The organism is Corallococcus sp. AB038B (genome assembly GCF_003668955.1).
In the GTDB taxonomy this organism is placed as follows: domain Bacteria; phylum Myxococcota; class Myxococcia; order Myxococcales; family Myxococcaceae; genus Corallococcus; species Corallococcus exiguus.
Map to the genome: position 1 here is coordinate 980365 of NZ_RAWO01000002.1, position 21952 is coordinate 1002316.

The 21952-nt window shown below is 69.0% G+C and carries 20 protein-coding genes and 2 tRNA genes; 10 read left to right on the forward strand and 12 right to left on the reverse strand.

Going from position 1 to position 21952, the window contains the following annotated elements; all coding sequences use genetic code 11:
* Nucleotides 1–29: 29 nt before the first annotated feature.
* The 5 genes from D7Y04_RS15085 to D7Y04_RS15105 form a co-directional block, all read right to left on the reverse strand.
* On the reverse strand, nt 30–1322 hold the full coding sequence (locus D7Y04_RS15085; protein ID WP_121759768.1) for a hypothetical protein: 1293 nt from the start codon (nt 1320–1322) through the stop codon (nt 30–32).
* 78 nt (nt 1323–1400) lie between these two features.
* Nucleotides 1401–2432: a M23 family metallopeptidase gene (locus D7Y04_RS15090; protein WP_121759769.1), complete on the reverse strand. Its 1032-nt coding sequence runs from the start codon at nt 2430–2432 to the stop codon at nt 1401–1403.
* Between the two features lie 75 nt (nt 2433–2507).
* Nucleotides 2508–3932, reverse strand: coding sequence for a sigma-54 dependent transcriptional regulator (locus D7Y04_RS15095; protein WP_121759770.1), 1425 nt, complete (start codon nt 3930–3932; stop codon nt 2508–2510).
* Nucleotides 3933–3956: 24 nt separating this feature from the next.
* Nucleotides 3957–4829 carry an encapsulin nanocompartment shell protein EncA gene (encA, locus tag D7Y04_RS15100; protein ID WP_120576723.1) on the reverse strand — a complete coding sequence of 291 codons (873 nt, stop codon included), beginning with the start codon at nt 4827–4829 and terminating at the stop codon, nt 3957–3959.
* Between the two features lie 63 nt (nt 4830–4892).
* Complete coding sequence (locus tag D7Y04_RS15105; protein ID WP_120599685.1) at nt 4893–5381, reverse strand: ferritin family protein; 489 nt, start codon at nt 5379–5381, stop codon at nt 4893–4895.
* Nucleotides 5382–5486: 105 nt separating this feature from the next.
* On the opposite strand from D7Y04_RS15105, the gene murJ reads away from it, so the two are divergent.
* From murJ to D7Y04_RS15125, 4 genes are all read left to right on the forward strand, one after another.
* Nucleotides 5487–7220 carry a murein biosynthesis integral membrane protein MurJ gene (murJ, locus tag D7Y04_RS15110; RefSeq protein ID WP_121759771.1) on the forward strand — a complete coding sequence of 578 codons (1734 nt, stop codon included), beginning with the start codon at nt 5487–5489 and terminating at the stop codon, nt 7218–7220.
* Nucleotides 7221–7447: 227 nt separating this feature from the next.
* Entirely contained in the window at nt 7448–9460 is a 2013-nt protein-coding gene (locus D7Y04_RS15115; RefSeq protein WP_120600079.1) for a S1 RNA-binding domain-containing protein, read from the forward strand.
* Nucleotides 9461–9563: 103 nt separating this feature from the next.
* A tRNA-Met gene (locus D7Y04_RS15120) sits at nt 9564–9637 on the forward strand.
* Nucleotides 9638–9715: 78 nt separating this feature from the next.
* Nucleotides 9716–9789: transfer RNA gene (locus D7Y04_RS15125), tRNA-Met, on the forward strand.
* A 43-nt stretch (nt 9790–9832) separates the two neighbouring features.
* Here the strand turns inward: D7Y04_RS15125 and D7Y04_RS15130 are convergent.
* Nucleotides 9833–10774: a LysR family transcriptional regulator gene (locus tag D7Y04_RS15130; protein WP_120600078.1), complete on the reverse strand. Its 942-nt coding sequence runs from the start codon at nt 10772–10774 to the stop codon at nt 9833–9835.
* Between the two features lie 94 nt (nt 10775–10868).
* Between D7Y04_RS15130 and D7Y04_RS15135 the strand changes: the two genes are divergently transcribed.
* Together D7Y04_RS15135 and D7Y04_RS15140 are read left to right on the forward strand one after the other, a co-directional pair.
* Nucleotides 10869–11504 (forward strand): pyridoxamine 5'-phosphate oxidase family protein, encoded by a 636-nt coding sequence (locus D7Y04_RS15135; RefSeq protein WP_120600077.1) that lies wholly within the window; start codon nt 10869–10871, stop codon nt 11502–11504.
* A 60-nt stretch (nt 11505–11564) separates the two neighbouring features.
* Entirely contained in the window at nt 11565–12776 is a 1212-nt protein-coding gene (locus D7Y04_RS15140) for an alpha/beta hydrolase (protein ID WP_121759772.1), read from the forward strand.
* Nucleotides 12777–12794: 18 nt separating this feature from the next.
* Here the strand turns inward: D7Y04_RS15140 and D7Y04_RS15145 are convergent, their stop codons facing one another.
* Both D7Y04_RS15145 and D7Y04_RS15150 read right to left on the reverse strand, forming a co-directional pair.
* A complete protein-coding gene (locus D7Y04_RS15145) occupies nt 12795–13286 on the reverse strand; it encodes a VOC family protein (RefSeq protein WP_233601426.1) in 492 nt (163 codons plus the stop codon).
* Nucleotides 13287–13351: 65 nt separating this feature from the next.
* Nucleotides 13352–13963 (reverse strand): ABATE domain-containing protein, encoded by a 612-nt coding sequence (locus D7Y04_RS15150; protein WP_121759773.1) that lies wholly within the window; start codon nt 13961–13963, stop codon nt 13352–13354.
* 115 nt (nt 13964–14078) lie between these two features.
* Between D7Y04_RS15150 and D7Y04_RS15155 the strand changes: the two genes are divergently transcribed.
* Nucleotides 14079–14798: an SDR family oxidoreductase gene (locus tag D7Y04_RS15155; protein ID WP_121759774.1), complete on the forward strand. Its 720-nt coding sequence runs from the start codon at nt 14079–14081 to the stop codon at nt 14796–14798.
* 14 nt (nt 14799–14812) lie between these two features.
* Nucleotides 14813–15337, forward strand: a complete 525-nt coding sequence (locus D7Y04_RS15160; RefSeq protein ID WP_121759911.1) for a lipocalin-like domain-containing protein — start codon at nt 14813–14815, stop codon at nt 15335–15337.
* A 17-nt stretch (nt 15338–15354) separates the two neighbouring features.
* Here D7Y04_RS15160 and D7Y04_RS15165 read toward each other — a convergent pair whose 3' ends face one another.
* The 4 genes from D7Y04_RS15165 to D7Y04_RS15180 form a co-directional block, all read right to left on the reverse strand.
* Complete coding sequence (locus D7Y04_RS15165) at nt 15355–16419, reverse strand: patatin-like phospholipase family protein (RefSeq protein WP_121759775.1); 1065 nt, start codon at nt 16417–16419, stop codon at nt 15355–15357.
* A gap of 39 nt (nt 16420–16458) precedes the next feature.
* Nucleotides 16459–16653 (reverse strand): hypothetical protein, encoded by a 195-nt coding sequence (locus D7Y04_RS15170; RefSeq protein WP_120598435.1) that lies wholly within the window; start codon nt 16651–16653, stop codon nt 16459–16461.
* 114 nt (nt 16654–16767) lie between these two features.
* Nucleotides 16768–17499, reverse strand: coding sequence for a 2OG-Fe(II) oxygenase (locus D7Y04_RS15175; RefSeq protein ID WP_120598436.1), 732 nt, complete (start codon nt 17497–17499; stop codon nt 16768–16770).
* A gap of 79 nt (nt 17500–17578) precedes the next feature.
* On the reverse strand, nt 17579–18637 hold the full coding sequence (locus tag D7Y04_RS15180) for a DNA topoisomerase IB (protein ID WP_120598437.1): 1059 nt from the start codon (nt 18635–18637) through the stop codon (nt 17579–17581).
* A gap of 221 nt (nt 18638–18858) precedes the next feature.
* Here D7Y04_RS15180 and D7Y04_RS15185 point away from each other — a divergent pair, with 221 nt between their 5' ends.
* Nucleotides 18859–19671, forward strand: coding sequence for a hypothetical protein (locus tag D7Y04_RS15185; protein WP_120598438.1), 813 nt, complete (start codon nt 18859–18861; stop codon nt 19669–19671).
* A gap of 117 nt (nt 19672–19788) precedes the next feature.
* The gene (locus D7Y04_RS15190; protein WP_120598439.1) at nt 19789–21951 is read left to right on the forward strand and encodes a hypothetical protein; all 2163 of its coding nucleotides are present in this window, start codon (nt 19789–19791) and stop codon (nt 21949–21951) included.
* Nucleotide 21952: the final 1 nt, after the last annotated feature.

Here is a 21952-nt window from a genome sequence, read left to right on the forward strand (position 1 = left end):
GGAGGCCCACCGCTGCTCCGGGCGGGACTTCAGAAGCTGAAGGTCGCGCCCAGGTCGAAGCGGAACGTGGTGCTCTGGATGGCCCGGAAGCGGCGGGACACCAGGTCGTAGCGCCAGTCGAACGTGGGGTTCAGCTCCGGCGAGCCCACGGCGGTGTCCACGGTGCCGTCGCCGTTCAGATCCTGGCCAATGGACTCGGTCGTGAGCAGGTGGTCCGTGTTGTAGAGGAAGTTGCCGGAGGCTCGGATGGTGAAGGCCTCCGCTGCACGCGCGGTGACGCCCACCTGACCACCCACCTGGAGGTAGTCGTCGGAGGTGAGCAGCTTGCGCAGTGCGGAGCTCAGCTCGTTGTAGTACCGGCTGCGGCCCACGTAGTTACCCAGCAGCCGCAGGTCCAGGGTGAACTTCTGGGACTTCGCCGCGTTCTCGAACGGCACCAGCTCCATGCCGAAGGTGAGCGCCGTCTGCGAGGGGGCCTTGATGCCCGTCTCCTGGCGGGTCCACGGCTCCTTGTAGCAGTTGTACGGGGCACCCAGGTTACCCGGGGCAGGGGCGCTGGACTGGTCGCAGTTGGAATAGGCGCCGGGGCCGCGCACCGGGATGGTGTGGGACGCCTTGAAGTACGGCTCCGCCACGCCCATCTTCCGCGAGAAGGTCGTGTAGAGCTGGTACTTGTGGACGCGGTCGCCCACGTTGCCGCGATCGCCGTCCGGATCGGTGTTGTCCAGGCTCGGGTCGCGCTGCTTGGCGGTGGGCGCCTCGTAGTCGATGCCGACGATCCACGTGGGCTTGGTGTCGTCCTTCTCCTGGTTGAAGAAGGCGTACGCCAGTCCGAAGTGCACGTTGCCCAGGCCGCCGCGGTAGCTCTCCTGGGGCACCTGGAACAGCCGGCCCACGCAGCCCTCGACCCCGTCCAGATAGAGCGAGCCGTCCGCGTTGAAGCAGCTGTTCGTGATGGTGGAGTTGCCCTGGGTCGTTCCCGAGACGAAGTTCCACGTCTCGTTCTGCTGGAAGACGATGGGCAGCTTGAAGCTGAACTCCAGGTCCTTCCACAGACCGAAGGCGACGGCGAGATTCAGCCGCGCGTCCACGCCCTTGTACCAGAGCTCGTTGACCTCGGGGACGTTGGTGGCGTCGCCGTCGCGAAGCTGCTCGCGGACGATCTTCGCGCGCGTCTGCGTGCGCTCGAAGCCCACGTCGAGGAAGAGGTCGAACGGATCATCATCCTCGAACGAGGAAGCAATCCGAGTGATCTCCGCCGCGCTGGCGGCGAAAGGCACGCCCAGCGTCAGCGCGGCGATGACGGCACCAAACCTGTGCATCCACTACCTCCGACGACCACGGCCCAGGCCTGCCAGCTAGCCGTGCCGTCGGAGGAGTGTCAAGAAATGGGTGGGGCTTTACTTCCCCGCGACCGACGTTCCCAGCAGTCCATCCAGCCGCTGGACCTCGGTGTCGAAGGCGCCCTTCTGTGCGGCCGCCAGGGACGCGCGGAAGGTCTTGTGCTGGTCGAAGGGGTCCAGGACGCGGTTTTCGCCCAGCATGAGCTGGTAGTGCAGGTGGGGGGCGAAGGAGTGGCCCGTGTTGCCGCTCTGGGCCAGGACCTGTCCCGCGTTCACGCGCATCCCGGCCTGGACCGTGCGGGGCAGCTCCGCCAGGTGCAGGAAGAGGGCGCGGCGGCCCTTGCCCCCGGTTTCCACCAGCTCGATGCAGTTGCCGTTGCTGCCGAAGTTCCAGTTCTTGCGCTTGATGACGCCCGCGAAGGGGGCCCGGACCGTCGTGCCCACCGGCGCGCGGAAGTCCACGCCCTTGTGGCCACGGCCGTCCCGCAGGAGCGAGGTGATCTGCTCGTAGCTGTCGATGGGCGACTTCTCCATCCGCAGCTCCAACTCGTCGCCGCCCGGCAGGTAGTAGCGGGAGTTCGGCTCACCCGCAGGCGTGAAGCGGTAGGCGCGGTGCGTCTGGCCCGTCTTGCCGCTCACGAAGCGCACCGCGTACACCAGCGGCTCCTCGTTGGGACGGCGCTGGTAGAGCACGTCCAGCGTGTCCCCCCGGAGGATTTCGCCGGGGACGCGCACCCACCACACCAGCGTGCGGGTCACCACCTGCGCCAGGGCGGGGCCCACGGTGGAGTCGGAGGCCTGGACGAGCGCCGTCTCCAGCGGGCCCTCGATGCGGATGGACACGCGCTCCAGGCCCGCGGCCTTCACGGGGTCGGTGGGCGCGGGCGGGGCCACGGGGGCCTGGGCCACGGTGCCGGCGTCCAGCGCGGACGCGGTCTGCGAGGCGACGTCCATGGGGACATCCGCCATGCGCTGTTTCCACCACCACACGCCACCCGCGGCCGCGCCGAGGATGACGGAGACGGCAACCACCGGTCCGAAGGGATTGCGCTTCGGTGGTCCACCGAGGGTGGGAAGATTCGGCCGCATTCAGGCTCCCTGAGGGTAAGAAGGTACGCGGGGGCCGAAACCGCTGGCGAGAAGGCGATATTTCGGCCCCCCAGGCTACTCGTCCGGGCCGTCGTCCTGGCCGTCCGGGGTGGTGTCGCGCAGGCCGAACTCCTTCATCTTCGTCTGGAGCGACTTGCGGCTGATCTGCAGGAGGCGCGCGGCGCGCGTGACGTTGCCGCCCGTCTCGTCCAGCTTCTTGACGATGAGGTCCCGCTCCAGCTCCGCGGCCTTCATGCGCACGATGTCCTTGAGGCCCACTTCGCCCACAGGGACGTCCAGCGTGCCCAGCGAGGCGGCGACCTGTGCCCCTGACTGCACGCCCGCTCCCCCGCGCACCGGCTCCGGCAGGTCCTTCGCGGTGATGAGGGGACCGTCCGCGAAGAGCAGCACGCGCTCGATGAGGTTCTCCAGCTCGCGGATGTTGCCCGGCCACGCATAGGCCTGGAGCAGCGCAAGCGCGTCGTCGGCGATGCCTTCGATCTTCTTGTGGAGGCGCCGGTTGTACTTGTCCACGAAGTGCGCGGCGAGCATCGGGATGTCGCCGCGGCGCTCGCGCAGCGCGGGCAGGCCGATGGGCACCACGGCCAGCCGGTAATACAGGTCCTTGCGGAAGCGGCCCGCTTCGATCTCCGCCTGGAGGTCGCGGTTGGTGGCGGCCACCAGGCGCACGTTCACGCGCGTCGTCTTGATGCCGCCCACGCGCTCGAACTCGCCCTCCTGGAGCGCGCGCAGCAGCTTCACCTGCATCTCGACGGGGATCTCGCCGATCTCGTCCAGGAAGAGGGTGCCCTCGTCGGCCAGCTCGAAGCGGCCGGGCTTGGACGTGACGGCGCCGGTGAAGGCGCCCTTCTCGTAGCCGAACAGCTCGCTCTCCAGCAGCGTGGCGGGGATGGCTGCGCAGTTGATCTTGATGAACGGCTTGTCGCGGCGGCTGGACGCGCCGTGCAGCGCGGTGGCGATGAGCTCCTTGCCCGTGCCGCTCTCTCCGGTGATCAGCACCGTGGAGGGCGTGTCCGCGACCTTGTCGATGACCTTGTAGACGTCTTGGATCTGCGGCGACTCGCCGATGATGGCGGACCGGGCCTTGTGGTCCGCGCGCACGGAGCGCTTGGCGCTCTCGTTCGTCTTGGCGGCCTTGGCCACGACGGAGGACAGCTCCGCCTGATCAAAGGGCTTGGTGATGTAGTCGAACGCGCCCGCCTTGATGGCCTCCACCGCGGAGTCCACGGTGCCGTGCGCGGTGATGATGATCACCGGCACGTCCGGGTTGGCGGTGCGCACGGCGGCAAGCACTTCCATGCCGCCCAGCTTGGGCATCACCAGGTCGGTGACGACGATGTCCGCGCCGTTCTTGTGGAACTCGGCCAGGCCCTGCTCGCCGTTCTCCGCCACGGTGACGTCGAACCCGTCGCGGCGCAGCAGGGCGGCCAGCACCTTGCGCAGGTTCGTTTCGTCATCGATGACCAGGACCTTGGCCATGAGTCTCCGCGCGGGGACCGCGACTTAACGGCGCGCCGGGGGAGCGGCCGGGATGGCGCCTTCCAGCGTGCAGATGGCGTCCGGGTGCTTGATGCGCAGGAGCAGCGACTCCAGCACGCGGAACGGGTGGTTCATCTTGCTGGCGCCCAGGTAGGCCGCGACCATGTCCATGGCCACCGCCAGGTCCATGTTCTCCCGGCCCGTGGACACCACCACGCCGGACTCACCGCGCAGGCGGTTGGACTGGTAGACGCCGTCGGACGCGAGCTGGCGGATGGTTTCAATCTCCAGCACGCCCGTCTTCTCGTAGATGCGGTGCAGCTGCGAGTACAGGCGCGGCGACAGCACCACGGCGTAGGGCCCGAAGTGGCCGGCCTCGTTGAGCTTGCGCGTGGCCTCCACGATGGTCTGGAACCCGCCGCCCGGCGCCGTCCAGTCCCCCAGCGTGGCGGTGAGGCGGCCGTTGGCCGTCATCAGGCCTTCGTAGCCCAGGCGCTGGTCGCCATAGAAGATGAGCTCGTCTTCCTGCTGCGCGCACAGCGCGGCGGCGCCAGCGGCGGCGGACACGTCCAGCGGCATGTTGTGCGTGCGCGCCGCCTCGATGTCCCGCCAGTGCAGCAGGAAGTCCTTGTAGATGATGGGGATGGTCTTGAACTTGCGGACGTCGGTGAAGACCATCGCGGTCTCCTGCTCCCCGACGATGTCCACCGCGCCCGGGGACACGCCCTGGAACTCGTCGTAGGCCACGGTCTGCACGCCCGCGCCCAGCGGCCCGTAGATGTCCAGGATGCGGCGGCCCACCAGCGAACGGCGAGCCACCTGGATCACCGTCTCGTTGAGGCGCGCCCACTCCTCTTCGCGCAGCGGGTTCTCGGCATGTCCAAGGAAGTCAGGCATCGGTGTCTCCGTCACGAGCGGCGGCAGAGGAGGGGAGAGGAGAAGGCAGGAAACAAAAGGGTTCTAACGACCGCCACCGGAGCCACCGCTTCCACCGCCGCGGCGCAGGCTGCCGATGGTGAGCGGATGGCCGTTGGCCGAAGGCGGCGGCGCGGGGACGCCGTAGATGAGGCGCTGGGGCGGCAGGGACGTCAGGGGCTCGTTCGCCAGGCGGCCCACCGCGGGCGGCGCGCGCGTCACCAGGGGCGCGGGTTCGGCGGCGGGCACGGCGGGCTCCGCGGGGACACCCCCCACGGCGGCCTGGAAGTGGCCGGGGACGAAGGGCTTGGCGAAGTGCGCGTCCTGACCCTTGTCGAGCATGCGGAGCATGTGGGTCGCCTCGGACACGTGCTCCTTCTCCTCCGCCGCCAGATGGAGGAAGAACGCCTTGACCTCCGGGAGGGAGGAGTCCTCGGCGAACGCCTCGTACTCGTTGATGGTCTCGAGTTCGCGTGCCAGGACGGCGCGGATGCGCGCGACGTCGGACCGCTCGGTGTCGGACTTTCCGGCCATTGGGGGCGGACCCTCGCAACCTGTGAGGTGAGCGTCAAGTGAAACAGCGGTCGAAGGGTTTCCTGCTGCATGCCGAAGAACGGCGGACATAGAGTTCGCCTCTTCGTGACCGCCCCCGCACCTGTCCCGCAGTCCCAGACCGGCTCTCCGGCCGCCCCTCTTCCGTCCAGCCCTGAACGCAGCGCGGGAGGCCGGGGCGCGACGCTGGTGGCCATTGGCATCCTGGCGTCGCGGTTGATGGGCCTGGTGCGCGAGCGGGTCTTCGCGCACTACCTGGGCAACGCGGAGGCCGCCGCCGTCTTCAAGGCCGCGCTGCGCATCCCCAACTTCCTCCAGAACCTCTTCGGCGAAGGCGTGCTGTCGGGCTCCTTCATCCCCGTCTACGCCCAGCTGCTGGGCAAGAAGGACGCGGACGAGGCGGACCGGGTCGCGGGCGCGGTGTTCGGCCTGCTGGCCATGGCCACCGCTGTGATGGTGGCGCTGGGCATGCTGGCCACGCCGCTGTTCGTGGACCTCATCGCGCCGGGGTTCGAAGGCGGCGAGCGCGACCTGGCCGTGCGGCTGGTGCGCATCCTCTTCCCGGGCACGGGCTTCCTGGTGCTGAGCGCGTGGTGCCTGGGCATCCTCAACAGCCACCGGCGCTTCCTCCTGTCCTACCTGGCGCCCGTGGTGTGGAACGTCGTCATCATCGCCACACTGCTGGTGGTGGGCAGCCTGCACGGCACGTCCGGGGGGCGCGCCGCGGAAGAGGCCGTGACGGAGTGGCTGGCCTACGGCGTGGTGCTGGGCAGCTTCCTCCAGTTCGCGGTGCAGGTGCCCACGGTGATGCGCCTGCTGGGCCACTTCCGCCCGGTGGTGTCGCTGGCGAGCGCCTCCGTGCGCCAGGTGCTGAAGAACTTCGGCCCGGTGGTGCTGGGGCGCGGCGTGGTGCAGTTCAGCGCGTGGGTGGACACCGCCTTCGCGTCGCTCATCTCCAACCGCGCGCTGTCCTCGCTCCTCTACGCGCAGACCATCTACCTCATCCCGGTGAGTCTCTTCGGCATGGCGGTGTCCGCCGCGGAGCTGCCGGAGATGGCGCGCGCCACGGCGGAAGGGGATGCCCAGGCGCACTCGAAGCTGCGAAGCCGCATCGACGCGGGCTCGCGCCGCATCGCCTTCTGGGTGGTGCCGTCCGCCGTCGCGCTCTTCTTCCTCGGGGACCTGGTGAGCGGTGCGCTCCTCCAGACGGGCCGCTTCGGTGCCTCGGACTCGCGCTACCTCTGGTACCTGCTGATGGGCGCGGCGGTGGGCCTGGTGGCGTCCACCGTGGGCCGGCTCTACGCCTCCGCCTTCTACGCGCTGAAGGACCCCAAGACGCCCCTGCGCTACGCCATCGTGCGCGTGGCCCTGGGGACCGTGAAGGCCTGGTTCCTGGCGCTGTGGCTGCCGGAGCGCCTGGGCCTGCCCCGGGAGCTGGGGGCGGCGTTCCTCACCCTGTCCAGCGGCATCGTCGCCTGGGTGGAGACCACGCTCCTGCGCCGCAAGCTGCGCTCCATCGTAGGGCCCGTGGGCCCGCCTTCGGGCCTGCTGCCCCGGCTGTACGTCGCGGCGGTGGTGGGCGGGCTCGTGGCCCTGGCCGTCAAGCAGGGCCTCACCAGCCTTCTGGGCCCCATGCCCGGGGTGGGGGCGGAGTGGGGCGGGACCCTGCTGGTGCCGCCCCGACTGCACCCAGTGCTGGGCCTGATGGCGACGGCGGTGCCCTTCGGCGTCGTCTACTTCGCGGTGTCCGCCGCGCTGGGCGTCCCAGAGGCGGGCGCCGTCTTCCGCAAGGTGGGTCGGAAGCTCGGCCTCGCCCGGTAGACGCGGCGCGGCGCCCGGCGGGACGGCTGCCCTCCAGGCAGTGTCTGGGGGCTCAAACGGAATGCAGGACAGGCCCCTTTCCGTTGGGATAGGAGGCCGATTGTGAAGGGGATGGCCGCATGCGGCTTCCTCCGGGCATGGCGCACGTGTAGAGTGCGCCGCCTTTTTCCAAAGGCCCCGACTTCAAGGAAGTCCCGGGCTGGAATCGTCAACGGAAGGTCTCGGCAGTGAGCGACGAGAAGAGCGGCGGAAATTCGGGCGGTCCTGGCGGTTTCGGTCCCAAGAAGCCGAAGGCCACGTTTGGCGACGTGATGCTGGGCATCCCTTCGGGGGGCCAGGGCAACGAGCGCGGCGGTGGCCGTGGTGGCCGCGATGAGAAGGGTGGGCCGGGCCGCGGTGATCGCGGTCCTCGCGACGCCCAGTCGCAGCCCCGTCCCCAGGGCGACGCGCCCCGTGGCGGCGGCGAGCGCGGCGGTGGCCGTGGCGGCGAGCGCCGGGGTGGCGGCGGAGGCGGAGGCGGCGAGCGCCGTCCGTCCGGCCCCATGGTGGTCGTGAAGCGGGCCTCGGGCTCCATCGAGACGCGCGCGCTGGAGGGTGAGAAGCCCGCCGAGGCGACCGCGACCGCGGAGCAGACGGGCGCCGACGCGCAGGCCTCCGCGGCCTCGACGCCGGCTCCGGCCCCGCGTCCGGTGACGCCGGCCCCCGCGCCGTCCAGCCCGCTGTACGAAGAGGTCGCTGAGACCGAGTCCTTCGCGGACATGTTCGAGGCGCAGGTCAAGGACGGTGGCGCTCCTGGCCGCCGTGGCGTGCGCATTGGCGAGAAGGTCGGTGGCACCATCTTCCAGCTGGGCGCGGACACCGCGTTCGTGTCGCTGGACGGCTCGGCGAAGTCCGAGGCGATGATCGAGCTGCGCGAGCTCAAGGACGACGAGGGCATCCTGCGCTTCGGCGTGGGTGACCGCCTGGAGGCGCACGTCGTGGAGATGGGTGCCCGGGGCATCCAGCTCAGCCGCGCGCTGGCCAAGGGCAACGCGTCCTTCGCGATGCTCGCGGAGGCCCGCGCCTCCGGCATGCCGGTGGAAGGCTTGGTCCTCAGCGTGAACAAGGGTGGCGTGGAAGTCGCCATCGGTGAGACGCGCGCCTTCTGCCCCATCAGCCAGCTGGACATCCGCTTCGTGGAGAAGCCGGATCAGTTCATCGGCGAGAAGCTCCAGTTCCGCGTGACGGAAGTGCGCGACCGCAACGTCGTGCTGTCGCGCCGTTCGCTGCTGGAGGACGAGCAGCGCCGGCTGGCGACGGAGACGCGCAAGACCCTGGCCGTGGGCAAGACGGTCAAGGGCAAGGTCTCCGGTGTGCGCGACTTCGGCGTGTTCGTGGACCTGGGCGGCGTGGAGGGCATGGTCCCCGTCTCCGAGCTCTCCTACACGCGCGTCGCTCACCCCAGCGACGTGGTGAAGCAGGGCGACGACGTGGAGGTGGAGATCCTCCGCATGGAGGAGGGCCAGCCCAACTCCCCCGACAAGTCCAAGCAGAAGGAGCGCATCACCCTGTCGCTGCGTTCGCGTCAGGAGGATCCGTTCAAGAAGGCGCTGGAGGAGATCAAGGAGGGCGACCGCATGCAGGGCAAGGTCGTCCGGCTCCAGCCCTTCGGCGCGTTCGTGGAGCTGCGCCCGGGCGTGGACGGCCTGGTGCACATCTCCGCGCTGAGCGACCGGCGCATCGCGCACCCGCGCGACGCGGTGAAGGAAGGCGAGGTCATCTGGGTCTCCGTCGAGAAGATCGACCCCAATGACAAGCGCATCGGCCTGCGCCGCATCTCCGAGGAGGAGGCCCAGCGTCCTCCCGAGGAGCGTCCCGCGAAGGAGGCCCAGGCGTCGGCTCCCAAGGAGCCCGCGGCGGCCCGTCCCAAGGTGGGCGCGGTCGTCGTCGGCAAGGTGGATCGGCTGGAGCCGTACGGTGTGTTCCTCGCGTTCCCGGGCGGCAAGGGCCTCATCCCGGCCAGCGAGACCGGCACGGATCGCGGCACGGACATGCGCAAGCACTTCTCCATCGGCCAGGAGCTGAAGGTGGCGATCATCGACATCGACGCCTCCGGGAAGATCCGCCTGTCCATCCCCGGCGCCATCCGCGCGGAGGAGCGCGCCGAGGTGGAGGCCTGGCAGAAGACGCAGCAGCCGCAGGGCGCTGGCAAGAAGGGCTTCGGCACCTTCGCGGATCTGCTCAGCAAGCTGGGCAAGTAGTGACGTCACGCCATCTCGGCGCTCGCGCGAGACAATGCGAGCGGGCGCCGAGATAGGTGTTGACGGTAGCGAGAGGCTTCGGTACTTACCCTCTCGTTCTCGCCGCGGGGTGGAGCAGCCTGGTAGCTCGTCGGGCTCATAACCCGAAGGTCGCAGGTTCAAATCCTGCCCCCGCAACTTGAAAAGCCCGGGGTCGAAATTAAAGTTTCGACCCCGGGTGTTCAAGGTGATAACAGCAGTACCGCGTCACGGTGACGCGGGGTGGAGCAGCCTGGTAGCTCGTCGGGCTCATAACCCGAAGGTCGCAGGTTCAAATCCTGCCCCCGCAACTCTGAGAGGGCCCCGGTGGAAACACCGGGGCCCTTTCGCTTTTCAGCGTCTGCCTTTGCCGCTCGCGGGCCTGGAAGTCCGCCACGCTTCGACGGGCAGGAGCGGGTGCTCCTCGAAGTGGCTGCGCGCCGTGCGGACGAACGCGCCCACGTTCGCGGAGGCGCTGCGGCGGCCGGGGTAGATGACGCTCACCGGGACCGGTGGCGGCGCGAATGCTCCCAGGAGCAGCACCAGTCGCCCTGCGAGCACGGCGTCCGCCACCTGGTACGAGAGCGTGCGCGCGATACCAACCCCTTGCTCCGCCGCCGCGATGAGCGCGTCCGCGCTGTTGAGGATGAGGCGGGGCTGGATGCGCACCGGCTTCTCCTTTTCGCCGAACCGCCACTCGTTCGTCGCGTCGAGGCTCTCGAAGGCGATGAGCTCATGGCGGCTCAGCTCCGCGGGCGAGCGGGGTGTCCCGTGCTGCTTCACGTAGTGGGGGCTGGCCACCAGCACGCGGCGGACGGTGCCGACCTTGAGGGCAATGAGGCTGCTGTCCTTGAGCTCCCCCAGGCGGACGGCCGCGTCGATGCCTTCGTCCACGAGGTGCTGGGTCCTGTCCGACAGGTGCATGCGCACGGACAGGGCCGGATGCGCCGCGAGCAGCTTCTGGACCACCGGTAGGACGTGAAGCCGCCCGAAGACGATGGGAGCGGAGAGGTGGAGCTCGCCTCGCGGCTCGGCGTTCTCACCCCGGACGCGGCGGTCGGCTTCATCCAGGTCTTCCAGCAGCCGCTGGCAGCTCTCCAGATAGATCTGCCCACGTTCGGTGAGGCGCACGGAGCGCGTCGTGCGCGTGAGGAGCGCGAGCCCGAGCCGCTCCTCGAGCTGGGCGACAGCCCGGGTCGCCACCGATGGAGAGATGCGGAGGTGGCGGGATGCGCCCGTGAAGCTTCCCTGCCTGGCGACGGCGACGAACGTCCGGAGCGTGAAGAGCTGGTCCATGATTCTTGCTGAGTTGGCAATGAAGTCTTGCGGGTCCGGCTGATTATTTCACCACGTCCCATGGATATACGTGGTGCATCGAGGGAGAAAAGCCATGGGCCGTTTCGCAAGACTCGCCTTCACGCCCGCGGTGAAGGCGCTGCAGCAGCAGTTCGGGAGCCGTGCGGCCTACGCACGTATCGAGAGGGCAGGGGACGCACCGGACGTGCTCACGCCCGACGAGGCGGAGTTCCTGGCCCAGCGTGACAGCTTCTACATGGCCAGCATGAGCGCGAACGGTTGGCCGTACGTCCAGCACCGGGGCGGTCCGCCGGGCTTTGTCCGGGTGCTGGACCCGCACACGCTGGGCTTCGCGGACTACCGGGGGAACAAGCAGTACATCTCCGCGGGCAACGTCAGCGAGAACGACCGGGTCGCGCTCATCTTCGTGGACTACCCGAACCGTGCGCGCCTGAAGGTCCTGGCGCACGCGTCCGTCATCACCCGCGAAACGGACCCCGCGACGATGGAGCGCCTGGAGGTCCCCGGTCAGAGCGCGAAGGCCGAACGCGGCTTCGTGCTCCGGGTGGAGGGCTTCGACTGGAATTGTCCCCAGCACATCACGCCCCGGTTCACCGAGGCGGAGTTGGACGAAATGCTGCGTCCGGTGTCGACCGAGCTCCAGACGCTCCGCACGGAGAACCGCTCCCTGCGCGAGGAGCTTGCTCGCCTGAAGCGGTCCCCGGTTTGACCCTGGACCTACGGTTGGGTAGGTTACGGTTCGGTAGGTTTGGTCGTGGAGGCGTGAGCCATGAACAGCCAGTCGCCAGCCGTAACGAAGAACGCGGAGGCCCTGCGGGGTGCCAGCCGCCTCGCGGTGCAGGCCACCCGGGGCGTGATGGGGCTCGTCGAGGAGGTGCACTGCACCATCGCCAGCGGGCCGTCCGTCCTGGGCAGGCCGTTGGAGCGTCCGGCGCGGGCCGTGACGGGGTGGATCTACTCGACACTCCAGGAGGCCACGCGGCACGTGGGGGCGGGGCTCGATGCTGTGCTCGCGCGGCTCTCGCCGTGGCTGGGTGACAGTGCTCCGGGGCCTCAGCGGGAAGCAGTGGTCTCCGCGCTGAACGGTGTGCTGGGGGATGCGCTGGAGGCACAGGGCAACCCGCTCGCGATTCCAATGGCGTTCCGGGTCCACGGGCAGCCGTTGTGCCTGGATCCCGAGGCCCTGCGCGCCGCCCTCCCAGAGGCAGGGAGCCGGCTGCTTGTGCTGGTCCATGGCTCGTCGATGAACGACCTTCAGTGGAGCCGCAGGGGGCATGACCATGGCGCGGCACTGGCGCGCGACCTCGGCTACACGCCGGTCTACCTCCACTACAACAGCGGGCTGCACATCTCCCGGAACGGGCGTGCACTCTCCTCGCTGCTGGACCAGCTCGTGGCCTGCTGGCCCGTGCCGCTCGAATCGCTGACGCTCATGGGCCACAGCATGGGGGGGCTGGTGGCGAGGAGCGCGTGCCTCGCGGCGGAGGCCGAGGACCAGGCCTGGCGTCCCTTGTTGCGCGGGCTCGTCTGCCTGGGGTCGCCCCATCACGGCTCACCACTGGAGCGCGGTGGAAGCTGGGTGGACGTGCTGCTGGAGATCAGTTCGTACAGCGCGCCGTTCGCTCGCCTGGGTCGGATCCGCGGTGCCGGAGTCACCGACCTGCGCTTCGGCAATGTGCTCGATGAGCACTGGGAAGGGCGGGAGCGCTTCGGGTGGGGTGGGGATGCCCGTCGCGGCGTCACGCTGCCGGAGGGCGTGGCCTGCTACGCGATCGCTGCGACCACCGCGAAGGCGTTGGCGGAGCGGCTGCCTGGTGACGGGCTGGTCCCGGTGGACAGCGCGCTCGGGCGGCATGCCCTGCCCGAGCTGACGCTGCGATTCCCGGAAGCAAACCAGTGCATCATCCCGGGCGCGAACCACCTGGACCTGCTCGACCACCCGGAGGTCTACGCCACGCTTCGCACGTGGCTCGCATCCTGAGTGGACGCAATGACCGTTTCACTGTCCCGGCTTCGGGACGTGCTGATCAATCAGGATGGTGTTGCCATCGGGGTCGGTGACCATGAGGCTCGCGGGCCCGGTGGAGGACGCGTCGGCGGCGGTCGTGAGGGGCAGACCGCGGGCCTGGAGGGTCCGCTGGATCTCGCGGACGTCATCGAAGTCAGCGAGTGTCTGGGCGTTGCGGTCCCAGCCGGGATTGAACGTCAGGATGTTCTTGTCGAACATGCCCTGGAAGAGGCCGATGGTGCTGGTCTCGTTCTGCAGGATGAGCCAGTTCTGGGCCGCGTTGCCGCCAATGACCTGGAAGCCGAGCTTCTCGTAGAACGCGCGAGAGATGGCGAGGTCCTTGACGGCGAGGCTGACGGAAAAGTTGCCGAGGCGCATGCGGGCGGTGCCTTTGGGTGGGGCAGTGGGCGAGGGACGCGGAGGCGACGCCGCGCAGCCGCCCAGCGTGAGGACAAGCAGCGTGTTGCTGAGGATTCGAAGCATGGGGTCCTTTCAGTGGCCGCGTCGTACCAGACTGGGGCCGCGAGGTTGAGTGGACCAGAGCCGCACTATCCGCCCTCTCCCCGCTGACGTCGGCGGAACTCCTCCACCTTCGCCTTGTTGCCGCAGCCCGACATGGAGCACCAGCGCCGCTGTCCGGAACGCGAGGTGTCCACGAAGAGGAGCGCGCAGCCCTCTCCCGCGCAGTTGCGGATGCGCTCCGCCAGCGGGCCCCCCAGTAGCTCCACACCGTCCCGCGCCACGGCCGCCAACAGTGAGTGCACGCCACCGCGCGTCCACGTCAGTCCCTCGGGGCCCAGCTGCGGCGCTGGAGGAGGCTCCGCCGCCCACCGGTTCACCAGCGCCCTGGCCTTGGAGTCCAGGCCCTCGTTTCGCAAGCGGGCCACCGCCAACTGGTAGAGGGCCTCGCGAAGCTCGCGCGCGTGCCGCAGCTCCTCGTCGGTGGGCTTCGGATCCTTCGTCGCCAGCCCGGCGGCGACCAGCCATCGGCCCAGGTCGTGCGGCGTCTCCAGCAGGTCCTTCGGCTCGGCCTTCAGCCGCGCGGACAACGACGCAGGCAGGTCCAGGCAGAGCCTGCCCGAGCGGAACTTGAAACCGTCCCGCAGCTCGCCGGCTGGTGCCACGGGCTGCTCCGGTGCCTGGGTTTTTCTGGGTGCCATGACATCCCACAGGAAAGCATGAAACCGGATTGACAGGTTACGAAAACTCAAACATACCTCCGTTCGTAACCTGTTCATGGGGTTACGAGATTCCATCCGTCGCGGAGGCACACCCATGCAGCTGGAAGGCAGGAAGGTGATTGTCGTTGGGGCTGGCTCGGGCATCGGCAGGGGCGTGGCCATCGCCGCATCGGAGGCGGGCGCCCATGTGGTGCTGGCGGGCCGCACGCGGGAGGCGCTGGAGGCCACCTCGGAGTTGATGAAGGGCCCCCGCGAGGTGCGCGTCCTGGACGCTTCCGTGGAAGCAGAGGTGGCGGCCTTCTGCGAAGCGGTGGGCCCCTTCGACCACCTGGTGAGCACCGTGAGTCAGGGCGCCGCCGGGCCCCTCACCGGGCTGGGCTCCGCGTCCATCGAGCGGGCCTTCGCCGCCAAGCTCTGGGCGCCCATCTTCCTGGTGAAGCACGCTTCGCCGCGCATCTCCCCGGAGGGCTCCTTCACCTTCTTCTCCGGCTTCCGTGCCTGGAAGCCCGCCGTCGGCACTTCCATCACCAGCCTGGTCAATGGAGGGCTCGAAGCCTTCACCAAGGCCATGGCCGTAGAGCTCGCGCCGGTGCGGCTCAACGCCATCTCTCCAGGCGTGGTGGACTCTGGATCCTTCTGGGACCGGCTCGGCGCCGAGGCCCGCGAGCGGCTCTTCGCGGACTACGCCAACAAGGCCCCTGCCCGCCGCGTCGGGAAGACGGAGGACCTGGCCGCCGCCACTCTCTTCGCCATGACCAACCCCTTCCTCACCGGCACCGTCCTCTCCGTGGATGGCGGTGGGGTGCTGATGTGAGCGAGCACGACGCGATGAAGCGAAACCATTGGCGCGCACTCACTGCCGGGTCCCTGCTGCTCCTGGCGGTCCTCATGTCGCGCGAGGCGGACGCGCGAGAGAAGTCCCTCGCGGATCAGCTCGTGGGGACCTGGACGCTGGTCCTGGTCGACAACGTGCTTCCGGATGGAAAGAGGGTGCAGCTCTACGGTGCGGAGCCCCAGGGCCGCCTCATATTCGATGGCCAGGGGCGCTACTCCCTCCACATCCTGCGCGCGGGGCGGGCCCGGTTCGCGTCCAGCGACAAGAACCAGGGAACGCCGGAGGAGAACCAGTCCACCGTGCGGGGGACCAACTCGCACTTCGGCCGGTACTCGGTGAACGAGAAGGAGCGCACGCTCACCTTCCACATCGACCACGCCTCGTTCCCGAACTGGGAGGGAACGGAGCAGCGGCGCACCTTCACGCTGACGGGCGACGAGCTGAAATACATCGTCCCCGCGCCGACGACCGGTGGGACGGGGACCGTCGGCGAGGTGAAGTGGAGACGCGCGAAGTAACCGCGTGGGCTCGCGGGCTACAGCGGCTGGACGTGATCCGCGATGCGCCCCGATGCCAGTAGCTCACGCAGTTCGCCGGCCATGCGATCGCCTTCGATCAGCACCTGCCTCCACGCGCGGATCCGGTCGTCGGCTTCCATGTCCGTGAAGTCCGAACGGTCCGGGATGCGTCCACCGGGCAGCCGCGCCAGGTGCGCGGGCGACGGCGTGATGATCAACGCGCGGCGGAAGTTGAGCGGACCCGCGCGCCGCCACTTGAGCGACTTGTCGAACCAGCCGGGCACCACGTACGGATAGAAGTGCGGATAGAGCACCAACCCGTCACCCGTGCCGTAGTCGACGTCCAGGTGGTAGTCGACGACGCCGCCGTCCCGGTACGTGCCGGGCGGCGCGCCGGGGATGTCGTGGACGCCCGCGAGCACCATCGGAATGGAGCCCGACGCGATGAGCGCCGGGCGCAGGTTGTCGCGGGTGAGGGGACGATGAACTGACGGCAGGTCCTTGAGTCCAGCGAAGGGGCTGGTGTCCCCTGCGGTGTGGAACACCACGCGCTCCATGTGGAGCCCGAGCGTCCGCCGACTCACCGCGTTCGCCAGCGCGCCCAGCACGAAGCCCGCGAGCTGCACGCTGGACTGCTCCATCGCCAACAGTCCCTTGCACCGGGTCGTCACGACATGCAGCCGCGCCCACGGGTGCGTGAGGATCTCCTCCATGCCGTCTGGCCCCAGGAGGGAATCCAATATCGTCGCGCTCCTCTCGCTGACCAGCGAGGGCGAAGGCTTGGGCGGATAGCGCTGCTCCAGGTACGCGTCCGCGAAGCGCTTCAGCGCGGCCACCGGGTCCTTCTGCGCCAGGCACGCCAGCCGCCAGCTCCCGATGGAACTGCCGATGAGATGCAACGGCCGGGTGCGCGGCTGCTGGAGGAGTTCGCCGAACAGCACGCGGTCGATTCCCTCCAGCCCCAGCCACTTCGGGCCACCGGAAGCGCCTGGCAGGATGTCCACGTCCTCCGCGCGCAGTCCGCGCTCCCGGAGGATGCGCAGGGCGTCGGGGCCCGCAAGCAAGGTCAGACTCTGGCTCATCGCGGGCGCGGACCCTATCAGCCCGACGTGGGCGAGTGCTCAGCCCTCGTCGTCCGGACGCTCTGAATCCAGCGGATGGAGAGTCACCACCTGATGCCCATCCTCCGGCTCGGTGCGTGCCTTCTCCAGTTCCTCTGGCGTCTGGGGCGCCCGTTCAGAGAACTCGTCGTTCTCCAGGTGCCGCTGGCGCCGCTCACTGGTCTCGCCGTAGCCCTCCAGCTTCTTGCCCGCCATGGTCGTCCACTCCCGCGAAAGGTGAACCTCAAGGCTTGGGATGCTGCCCCGTGGGCGCAAGCGGTGGTCTGCCCGTGCGGCTGCATGCTCCAGGAGCGGGGCACCAGCGGGCGCTCACTCCTCCAGCGTTCCCACGGAAGGGGCCGCGCCGTCGCGCTCGCGCTGGGCCTCCAGGTAGGCGGAGAAGCCCGCCTTGGACTGGATGCGGAACACCGGGAGCCGGGGCAGCACGTCGTCCGCGAAGGCATATTGCTCGCAGACGAGGCTCGCGCGCAGGGCGCCTTCCGGACCTCTGGTGAAGGGCTCGACCTCGTGCTGGAGGTTGCCCCGGAAGTGGACCAGCAGACCCGGCCGGGGCCGCACTTCGCCCTGGAGCTGATTGTCTCGCAGCAGCCGCAGCGCGCCTCCCTGCGCGCCTTTCGGAACCCGCAGGTACAGGACGCTCACGTGTTCGGGCGTCGCGTCCGGGACTCCGCTCGGTTCCTGCAACGTCGCGTCGATGTGCCGTCCCACCGGTGTGCCCGCGTCCAGCAGCAGCAGGTTCAGATAGAACGCATTGGGGCGCGGACGTGTGTCGCGGCCTCCGAACCAACGCTGCGTCCACGGCAGCAGCCCGCGCGCGCTGTCGTCGTCGAGGATGCGGCGCAGGTAGACGGACAGGAACGGGAAGCGGGCCTCCAGCGTCGCGCGGCCCTCGCGCGTGAAGATGAACGCGAAGCCGCGGCTCGCGCGGAATGTGCCCATCAACGGACTGCGCGCGACGAAGCGGGAGCCGAGCAGGGCATCCCCCAGGGACTCCAGCTCGGCGCGGGGCAGGGCGTCGCGGTGGGTGACGTACTCGGGCACGGACCGGACGCTAGCGCCTTCCCAATGCGCGCGAGAGGGGAACCGCCACCGCCCGCCTCCTTCCCGGCCGAGCCCTGCGCTACAGGGACGCCTGCTTCGCGCTGAGCTTCGTCTTGCCCAGCATGTGCAACAGCGCCTTCTCCGAGCAGTGCATGCCTTCGCCCGAGTTCGCCGCCAGCTCGTCCACGGACCGGAAGTAGCGGTCAACCACCTGGCCTCGCTCGAACAGGACGAGCACGGACGGGTAGATGTACGACGCCTTCGCCACCGCGGGCGTGTTGCCCAACTGCTCGGAGGCCTCGCGCACCGCGGCCACCATGCTCTTCTTGAGCACGGTCTTCTTCACCGGGCCGCTGTCGCCTTCCTCCTTCACGCGATCGCGAGCCCTCGCCAGCGCGCAGGCGCAGATGAGCGTGCCCGCCCAGGTGCGGAAGTCCTTCGCGCTGTAGCCCGGGCCCATCACCTGCTGGATGTATTCGTTGATGTGCCGGCGCCTCACGTCCAGCACCGCGCCGTCGTCGAGCACGAACTTGAAGACGTCTCGCCCGGGCACCTTCAACAACTGCCGCACGAGCGTCGCCACGCGCCGGTCCTTCAGCTCGCGGTGCTGCCGCACGCCGGACTTGCCCGGGTAGTCGAACACCACCGTGTCGCCATGCACCTTCACGTGCCGCGCTCGCAGCGTGGCCAGCCCGAAGCTGCCGTGCTCCTCCGCGTAGCGCTCGCTGCCCGGACGGATGAAGCAGGTGCCCAGGATGCGCAGCATCCCCGCGAGCACCCGATCCCGGCCCAGGCCCCGCTTGCGCAAATCCTTGCTCACCTGGCGACGCATCTTCGGCAGCGCCTGCGCGAAGCCCACGATGCGCTGGTACTTCGCATCCCGTTGCTTCTGCGTGTGCGCCTCGCTGTAGCGGTACTGCCAGCGGCCCGCGCCGTCCCTGCCTACCGCTTGAAGCCGCGCGGAGGCCTTGGGCGAGATGGCCACGTCCGTCCAGGCGGGCGGCAGCCTCAGTGTGTCAATGCGCTCGCGCTCTGAGTGTGAGACGGCCCGGCCCCGCGCGTCCACGTAGCGGAAGCCTCGCTTCATCGACCCCAGCCGACGGTGGCCGTCCTGCCGCAGCCGCTCCAGCTGGGTCATTCCCTGGTGGCTCGCTCGTGGGACGCGCTCGGATTCTGAGACGGTGGCTTGGGAGGGCATCGCCTCCCTGTAGTGCGCAGCCCACGCCGGGGCGGCAATCCGGTTGCCCCCTGTCGGGAGGGGGAGCAGGCGGGCAGAAAAGCCCCGGGCGGCATTTTCGGATGGGGATGCAGTCGTTTAGAGTTCGTTGCGACTCCCACCTCTCATTTTATTCCCGAGGCATGACAACCTTCCTCGACGCCCTCCTGGCGTTCCCGACCGCGATCTTCACCATCCTCCTGGGAGTGGTGCTGGCGTACTGGCTGTGCGTGATCATCGGCGCGGCCGGCATCGACATGCTGGATGGCGACTCGGCCCTGGAGGGCGGCGCCAAGGCGATGGGCGGCGCGTTCGAGGGCGGCGCCAAGGCCACCTCCGGGATCCTCGAAGGGGGCGCGAAGGCCCTCGGGGGCCATGACGTCGGCCACGCGGGGCACTCGCACCTGCACGACGCGGAGGCCGCCACCGGCCTGCTCGCGGCGCTGGGCTTCGGGGGCATCCCCGTCACCGTGTCGGTGAGCCTGGTGGTGTTCCTCTCCTGGTCGCTGTCGCTGCTCGGCGTCCAGGCCACGCACTCGGCGCTCTCCATGCTGCCCTCGTGGCTGGTGAGCACGGGCCTGGGCCTCGTCTGCACGGTGGTGGCCACGGTGGCGAGCGGGATCGCGGTGCGGCCGCTGCGCCCCATCTTCATCGCCAAGCGCGCTCCGGGCCGCGATGCGCTGATGGGCCGCGTGTGCACCATCTCCAGCGGCAGCGTGACCGCGAAGGATGGCCACGCCACCTTCGAGGATGGGGCCGCGGGCCTCATCCTCAACGTCTTCTGTGACAAGCCCAATGAGCTCAAGCGCGGGCAGCCGGCGTTGATCCTCGGCTACGACGCGGAGCGAGGCGTGTACGAGGTGGAGCCGGTGGACTGGCTCATGCCCCAGGAAATGGAGCAGCTGCGGGATCCGCTGAAGGCAGCGGCCATCGCGCGAGCCCGCGCCCAGCGATGAATATTGGCGTCCTCCGGGCTCCTCCGGACGGGCGCGACAATCGGTACCGGGTGGCTTTCGCGGGGGACCCCGAGTGCTTGGAACAAGGCCCGCCCAACGGACTTCTCAGGATAGGCCATGGACCTCATCAGCATCGCGGCAATCAGCGGCGTCGCAATCGTCATCTTCTTCGGCATCTTCGCGAGCGTGGCCAAGTTCTACCGCCAGGTGGATCAGGGCAAGGTGCTCATCGTCAACACGCTGAAGACCGAGCCCACGGTCACCTTCACCGGCTCCGTGGTGCTGCCCATCGTGCACCGCGCGGAGGTGATGGACATCTCGCTGAAGACGGTTGAAATCGACCGCCGCGGCAAGGAAGGCCTCATCTGCCAGGACAACATCCGCGCGGACATCAAGGTCACCTTCTTCGTGCGCGTGAACAAGACGCGTGAAGACGTGCTCAAGGTGGCCCAGTCCATCGGCTGCGCGCGCGCGTCGGATCAGGAGACGCTGGAGAACCTCTTCGAGGCCAAGTTCTCCGAGGCCCTCAAGACGGTGGGCAAGTCCTTCAACTTCGAGCAGCTCTACACCAAGCGCGACGAGATCAAGGACAAGGTCGTCGAGACCATCGGCCGCGACCTCAACGGCTACATGCTGGAGGACTGCGCCATCGACTTCCTCGAGCAGACCCCGGTGGAGATGCTCGACAAGGACAACATCCTGGACGCCCAGGGCATCCGGAAGATCACCCAGCTCACCACCGAGCAGAACGTCTTCACCAACGAGCTGCGCCAGTCCGAGCGCATGGCGGTGACCAAGCGCAACGTGGAAGCCGACGAGGCCATCTTCGCCCTTGAGCGTCAGCGCGAGGAGGCGGCCGCCAAGCAGCGCCGCGAGATCGACATCATCCAGGCGCGTGAGACGGCCGAGGCCGACCGCGTGAAGAGCGAGGAGTTCGCCAAGGCGCAGCTGGCGCGCATCAAGGCGGAAGAAGAGATCGCCATCAACGAGGAGAACAAGCAGCGCCAGGTGCAGGTGGCCCAGAAGAACCGCGAGCGCGTGGTGGGTGTGGAGACCGAGCGCGTGGAGAAGGACCGCGCCCTGGAGGCCATCAACCGCGAGCGTGAGACGGAGCTGCAGCGCATCGCGAAGGAGAAGGCGCTGGAGACGGAGAAGAAGGCCATCGCCGACGTCGTCCGCGCCCGCATCGCGGTGGAGAAGACCGTCGCCCAGGAAGAGGAGAACATCAAGGACCTGCGCGTGACGTCTGATGCCAAGCGCACCAAGGACGCGATCATCATCACCGCCCAGGCGCACGCCGAAGAGGCGTCCGTGAAGGACATCCAGGCCGCGGACGCGAGCGCGAAGATCGCCGTGTTCCTCGCCAAGGAGAAGCTGACCCTGGCCGAGGCCGACCTGGAGGCCGCGGACAAGCAGGCCAAGGCGAAGATGCGGATGGCCGAGGGCATCCAGGCCGAGTCCGCCGCGGCGGGCCTGGCCAGCGTGCGCGTGCGTGAGGCGGACGCGGTCGCCACGGAGAAGCTGGGCATGGCGCAGGTGCGCGTGAAGGAGGCCGAGGCCTCCGTCATCGAGAAGCAGGGCCAGGCGCAGGCGTCCGCGGTGCGCGAGAAGCTGCTCGCCGAGGCCGCTGGCGCGGAGCAGAAGGGCCTGGCGAATGCCCGCGTGCAGGAGGCGGAAGCGAGCGCCATCCACAAGCGCGGCGAGGCCGAGGCGTTCGCCACGCGCGAGAAGCTGCTCGCCGAGGCCGCCGCAATCCAGGAGAAGCTGATGGCCGAGGCCCGGGGCCTGTCGGAGAAGGCCACTGCGATGAAGGCCCTGGACGGTGTGGGCCGCGAGCACGAGGAGTACCGCCTGCGCCTCAACAAGGAGCGCGACGTGGAGCTGGCCGCCATCAACGTGCGCAAGGACATCGCGCAGGCCCAGGCCAGCGTGCTCGGCCAGGCGTTCAGCAACGCGAAGTTCCAGATCGTCGGTGGCGACGGGAAGTTCTTCGAGAACTTCATCAAGGCCGTGTCCTTCGGCAGCTCGGTGGACGGCGCGCTGGACCACGGCGAGGCCCTGAAGAAGACGCTCGGTGGCTACCTCAACGGTGAGAAGGACCTGCCGGCGGACCTGAAGGAGATCCTCTCCAAGCCGGGCCTCAGCAACGACGCGCAGAACCTGGCCGTCGCGGCGCTGCTCAACCGCATGTCGGTGAGCCCCACGGAGTCCACCGCCGCTGGCATCAAGGCGCTGGTGCAGTCGGAAGCCGCGGCCCTCGCGCAGAAGCAGCAGGGCTGAA

What these genes read in the sequence shown, in the direction of transcription:
- D7Y04_RS15105 (WP_120599685.1), bottom strand. Translation starts at nt 5,381, where the DNA reads ATGGCCGGAAAGTCCGACACCGAGCGGTCCGACGTCGCGCGCATCCGC.
- D7Y04_RS15185 (WP_120598438.1), top strand. Translation starts at nt 18,859, where the DNA reads ATGACAACCTTCCTCGACGCCCTCCTGGCGTTCCCGACCGCGATCTTC.
- D7Y04_RS15135 (WP_120600077.1), top strand. Translation starts at nt 10,869, where the DNA reads ATGGGCCGTTTCGCAAGACTCGCCTTCACGCCCGCGGTGAAGGCGCTG.
- D7Y04_RS15145 (WP_233601426.1), bottom strand. Translation starts at nt 13,286, where the DNA reads ATGCTTCGAATCCTCAGCAACACGCTGCTTGTCCTCACGCTGGGCGGC.
- D7Y04_RS15090 (WP_121759769.1), bottom strand. Translation starts at nt 2,432, where the DNA reads ATGCGGCCGAATCTTCCCACCCTCGGTGGACCACCGAAGCGCAATCCC.
- D7Y04_RS15180 (WP_120598437.1), bottom strand. Translation starts at nt 18,637, where the DNA reads ATGACCCAGCTGGAGCGGCTGCGGCAGGACGGCCACCGTCGGCTGGGG.
- D7Y04_RS15140 (WP_121759772.1), top strand. Translation starts at nt 11,565, where the DNA reads ATGAACAGCCAGTCGCCAGCCGTAACGAAGAACGCGGAGGCCCTGCGG.
- encA (WP_120576723.1), bottom strand. Translation starts at nt 4,829, where the DNA reads ATGCCTGACTTCCTTGGACATGCCGAGAACCCGCTGCGCGAAGAGGAG.
- D7Y04_RS15170 (WP_120598435.1), bottom strand. Translation starts at nt 16,653, where the DNA reads ATGGCGGGCAAGAAGCTGGAGGGCTACGGCGAGACCAGTGAGCGGCGC.
- D7Y04_RS15165 (WP_121759775.1), bottom strand. Translation starts at nt 16,419, where the DNA reads ATGAGCCAGAGTCTGACCTTGCTTGCGGGCCCCGACGCCCTGCGCATC.
- D7Y04_RS15190 (WP_120598439.1), top strand. Translation starts at nt 19,789, where the DNA reads ATGGACCTCATCAGCATCGCGGCAATCAGCGGCGTCGCAATCGTCATC.
- D7Y04_RS15095 (WP_121759770.1), bottom strand. Translation starts at nt 3,932, where the DNA reads ATGGCCAAGGTCCTGGTCATCGATGACGAAACGAACCTGCGCAAGGTG.
- D7Y04_RS15150 (WP_121759773.1), bottom strand. Translation starts at nt 13,963, where the DNA reads ATGGCACCCAGAAAAACCCAGGCACCGGAGCAGCCCGTGGCACCAGCC.
- D7Y04_RS15085 (WP_121759768.1), bottom strand. Translation starts at nt 1,322, where the DNA reads ATGCACAGGTTTGGTGCCGTCATCGCCGCGCTGACGCTGGGCGTGCCT.
- D7Y04_RS15155 (WP_121759774.1), top strand. Translation starts at nt 14,079, where the DNA reads ATGCAGCTGGAAGGCAGGAAGGTGATTGTCGTTGGGGCTGGCTCGGGC.
- D7Y04_RS15160 (WP_121759911.1), top strand. Translation starts at nt 14,813, where the DNA reads ATGAAGCGAAACCATTGGCGCGCACTCACTGCCGGGTCCCTGCTGCTC.
- D7Y04_RS15130 (WP_120600078.1), bottom strand. Translation starts at nt 10,774, where the DNA reads ATGGACCAGCTCTTCACGCTCCGGACGTTCGTCGCCGTCGCCAGGCAG.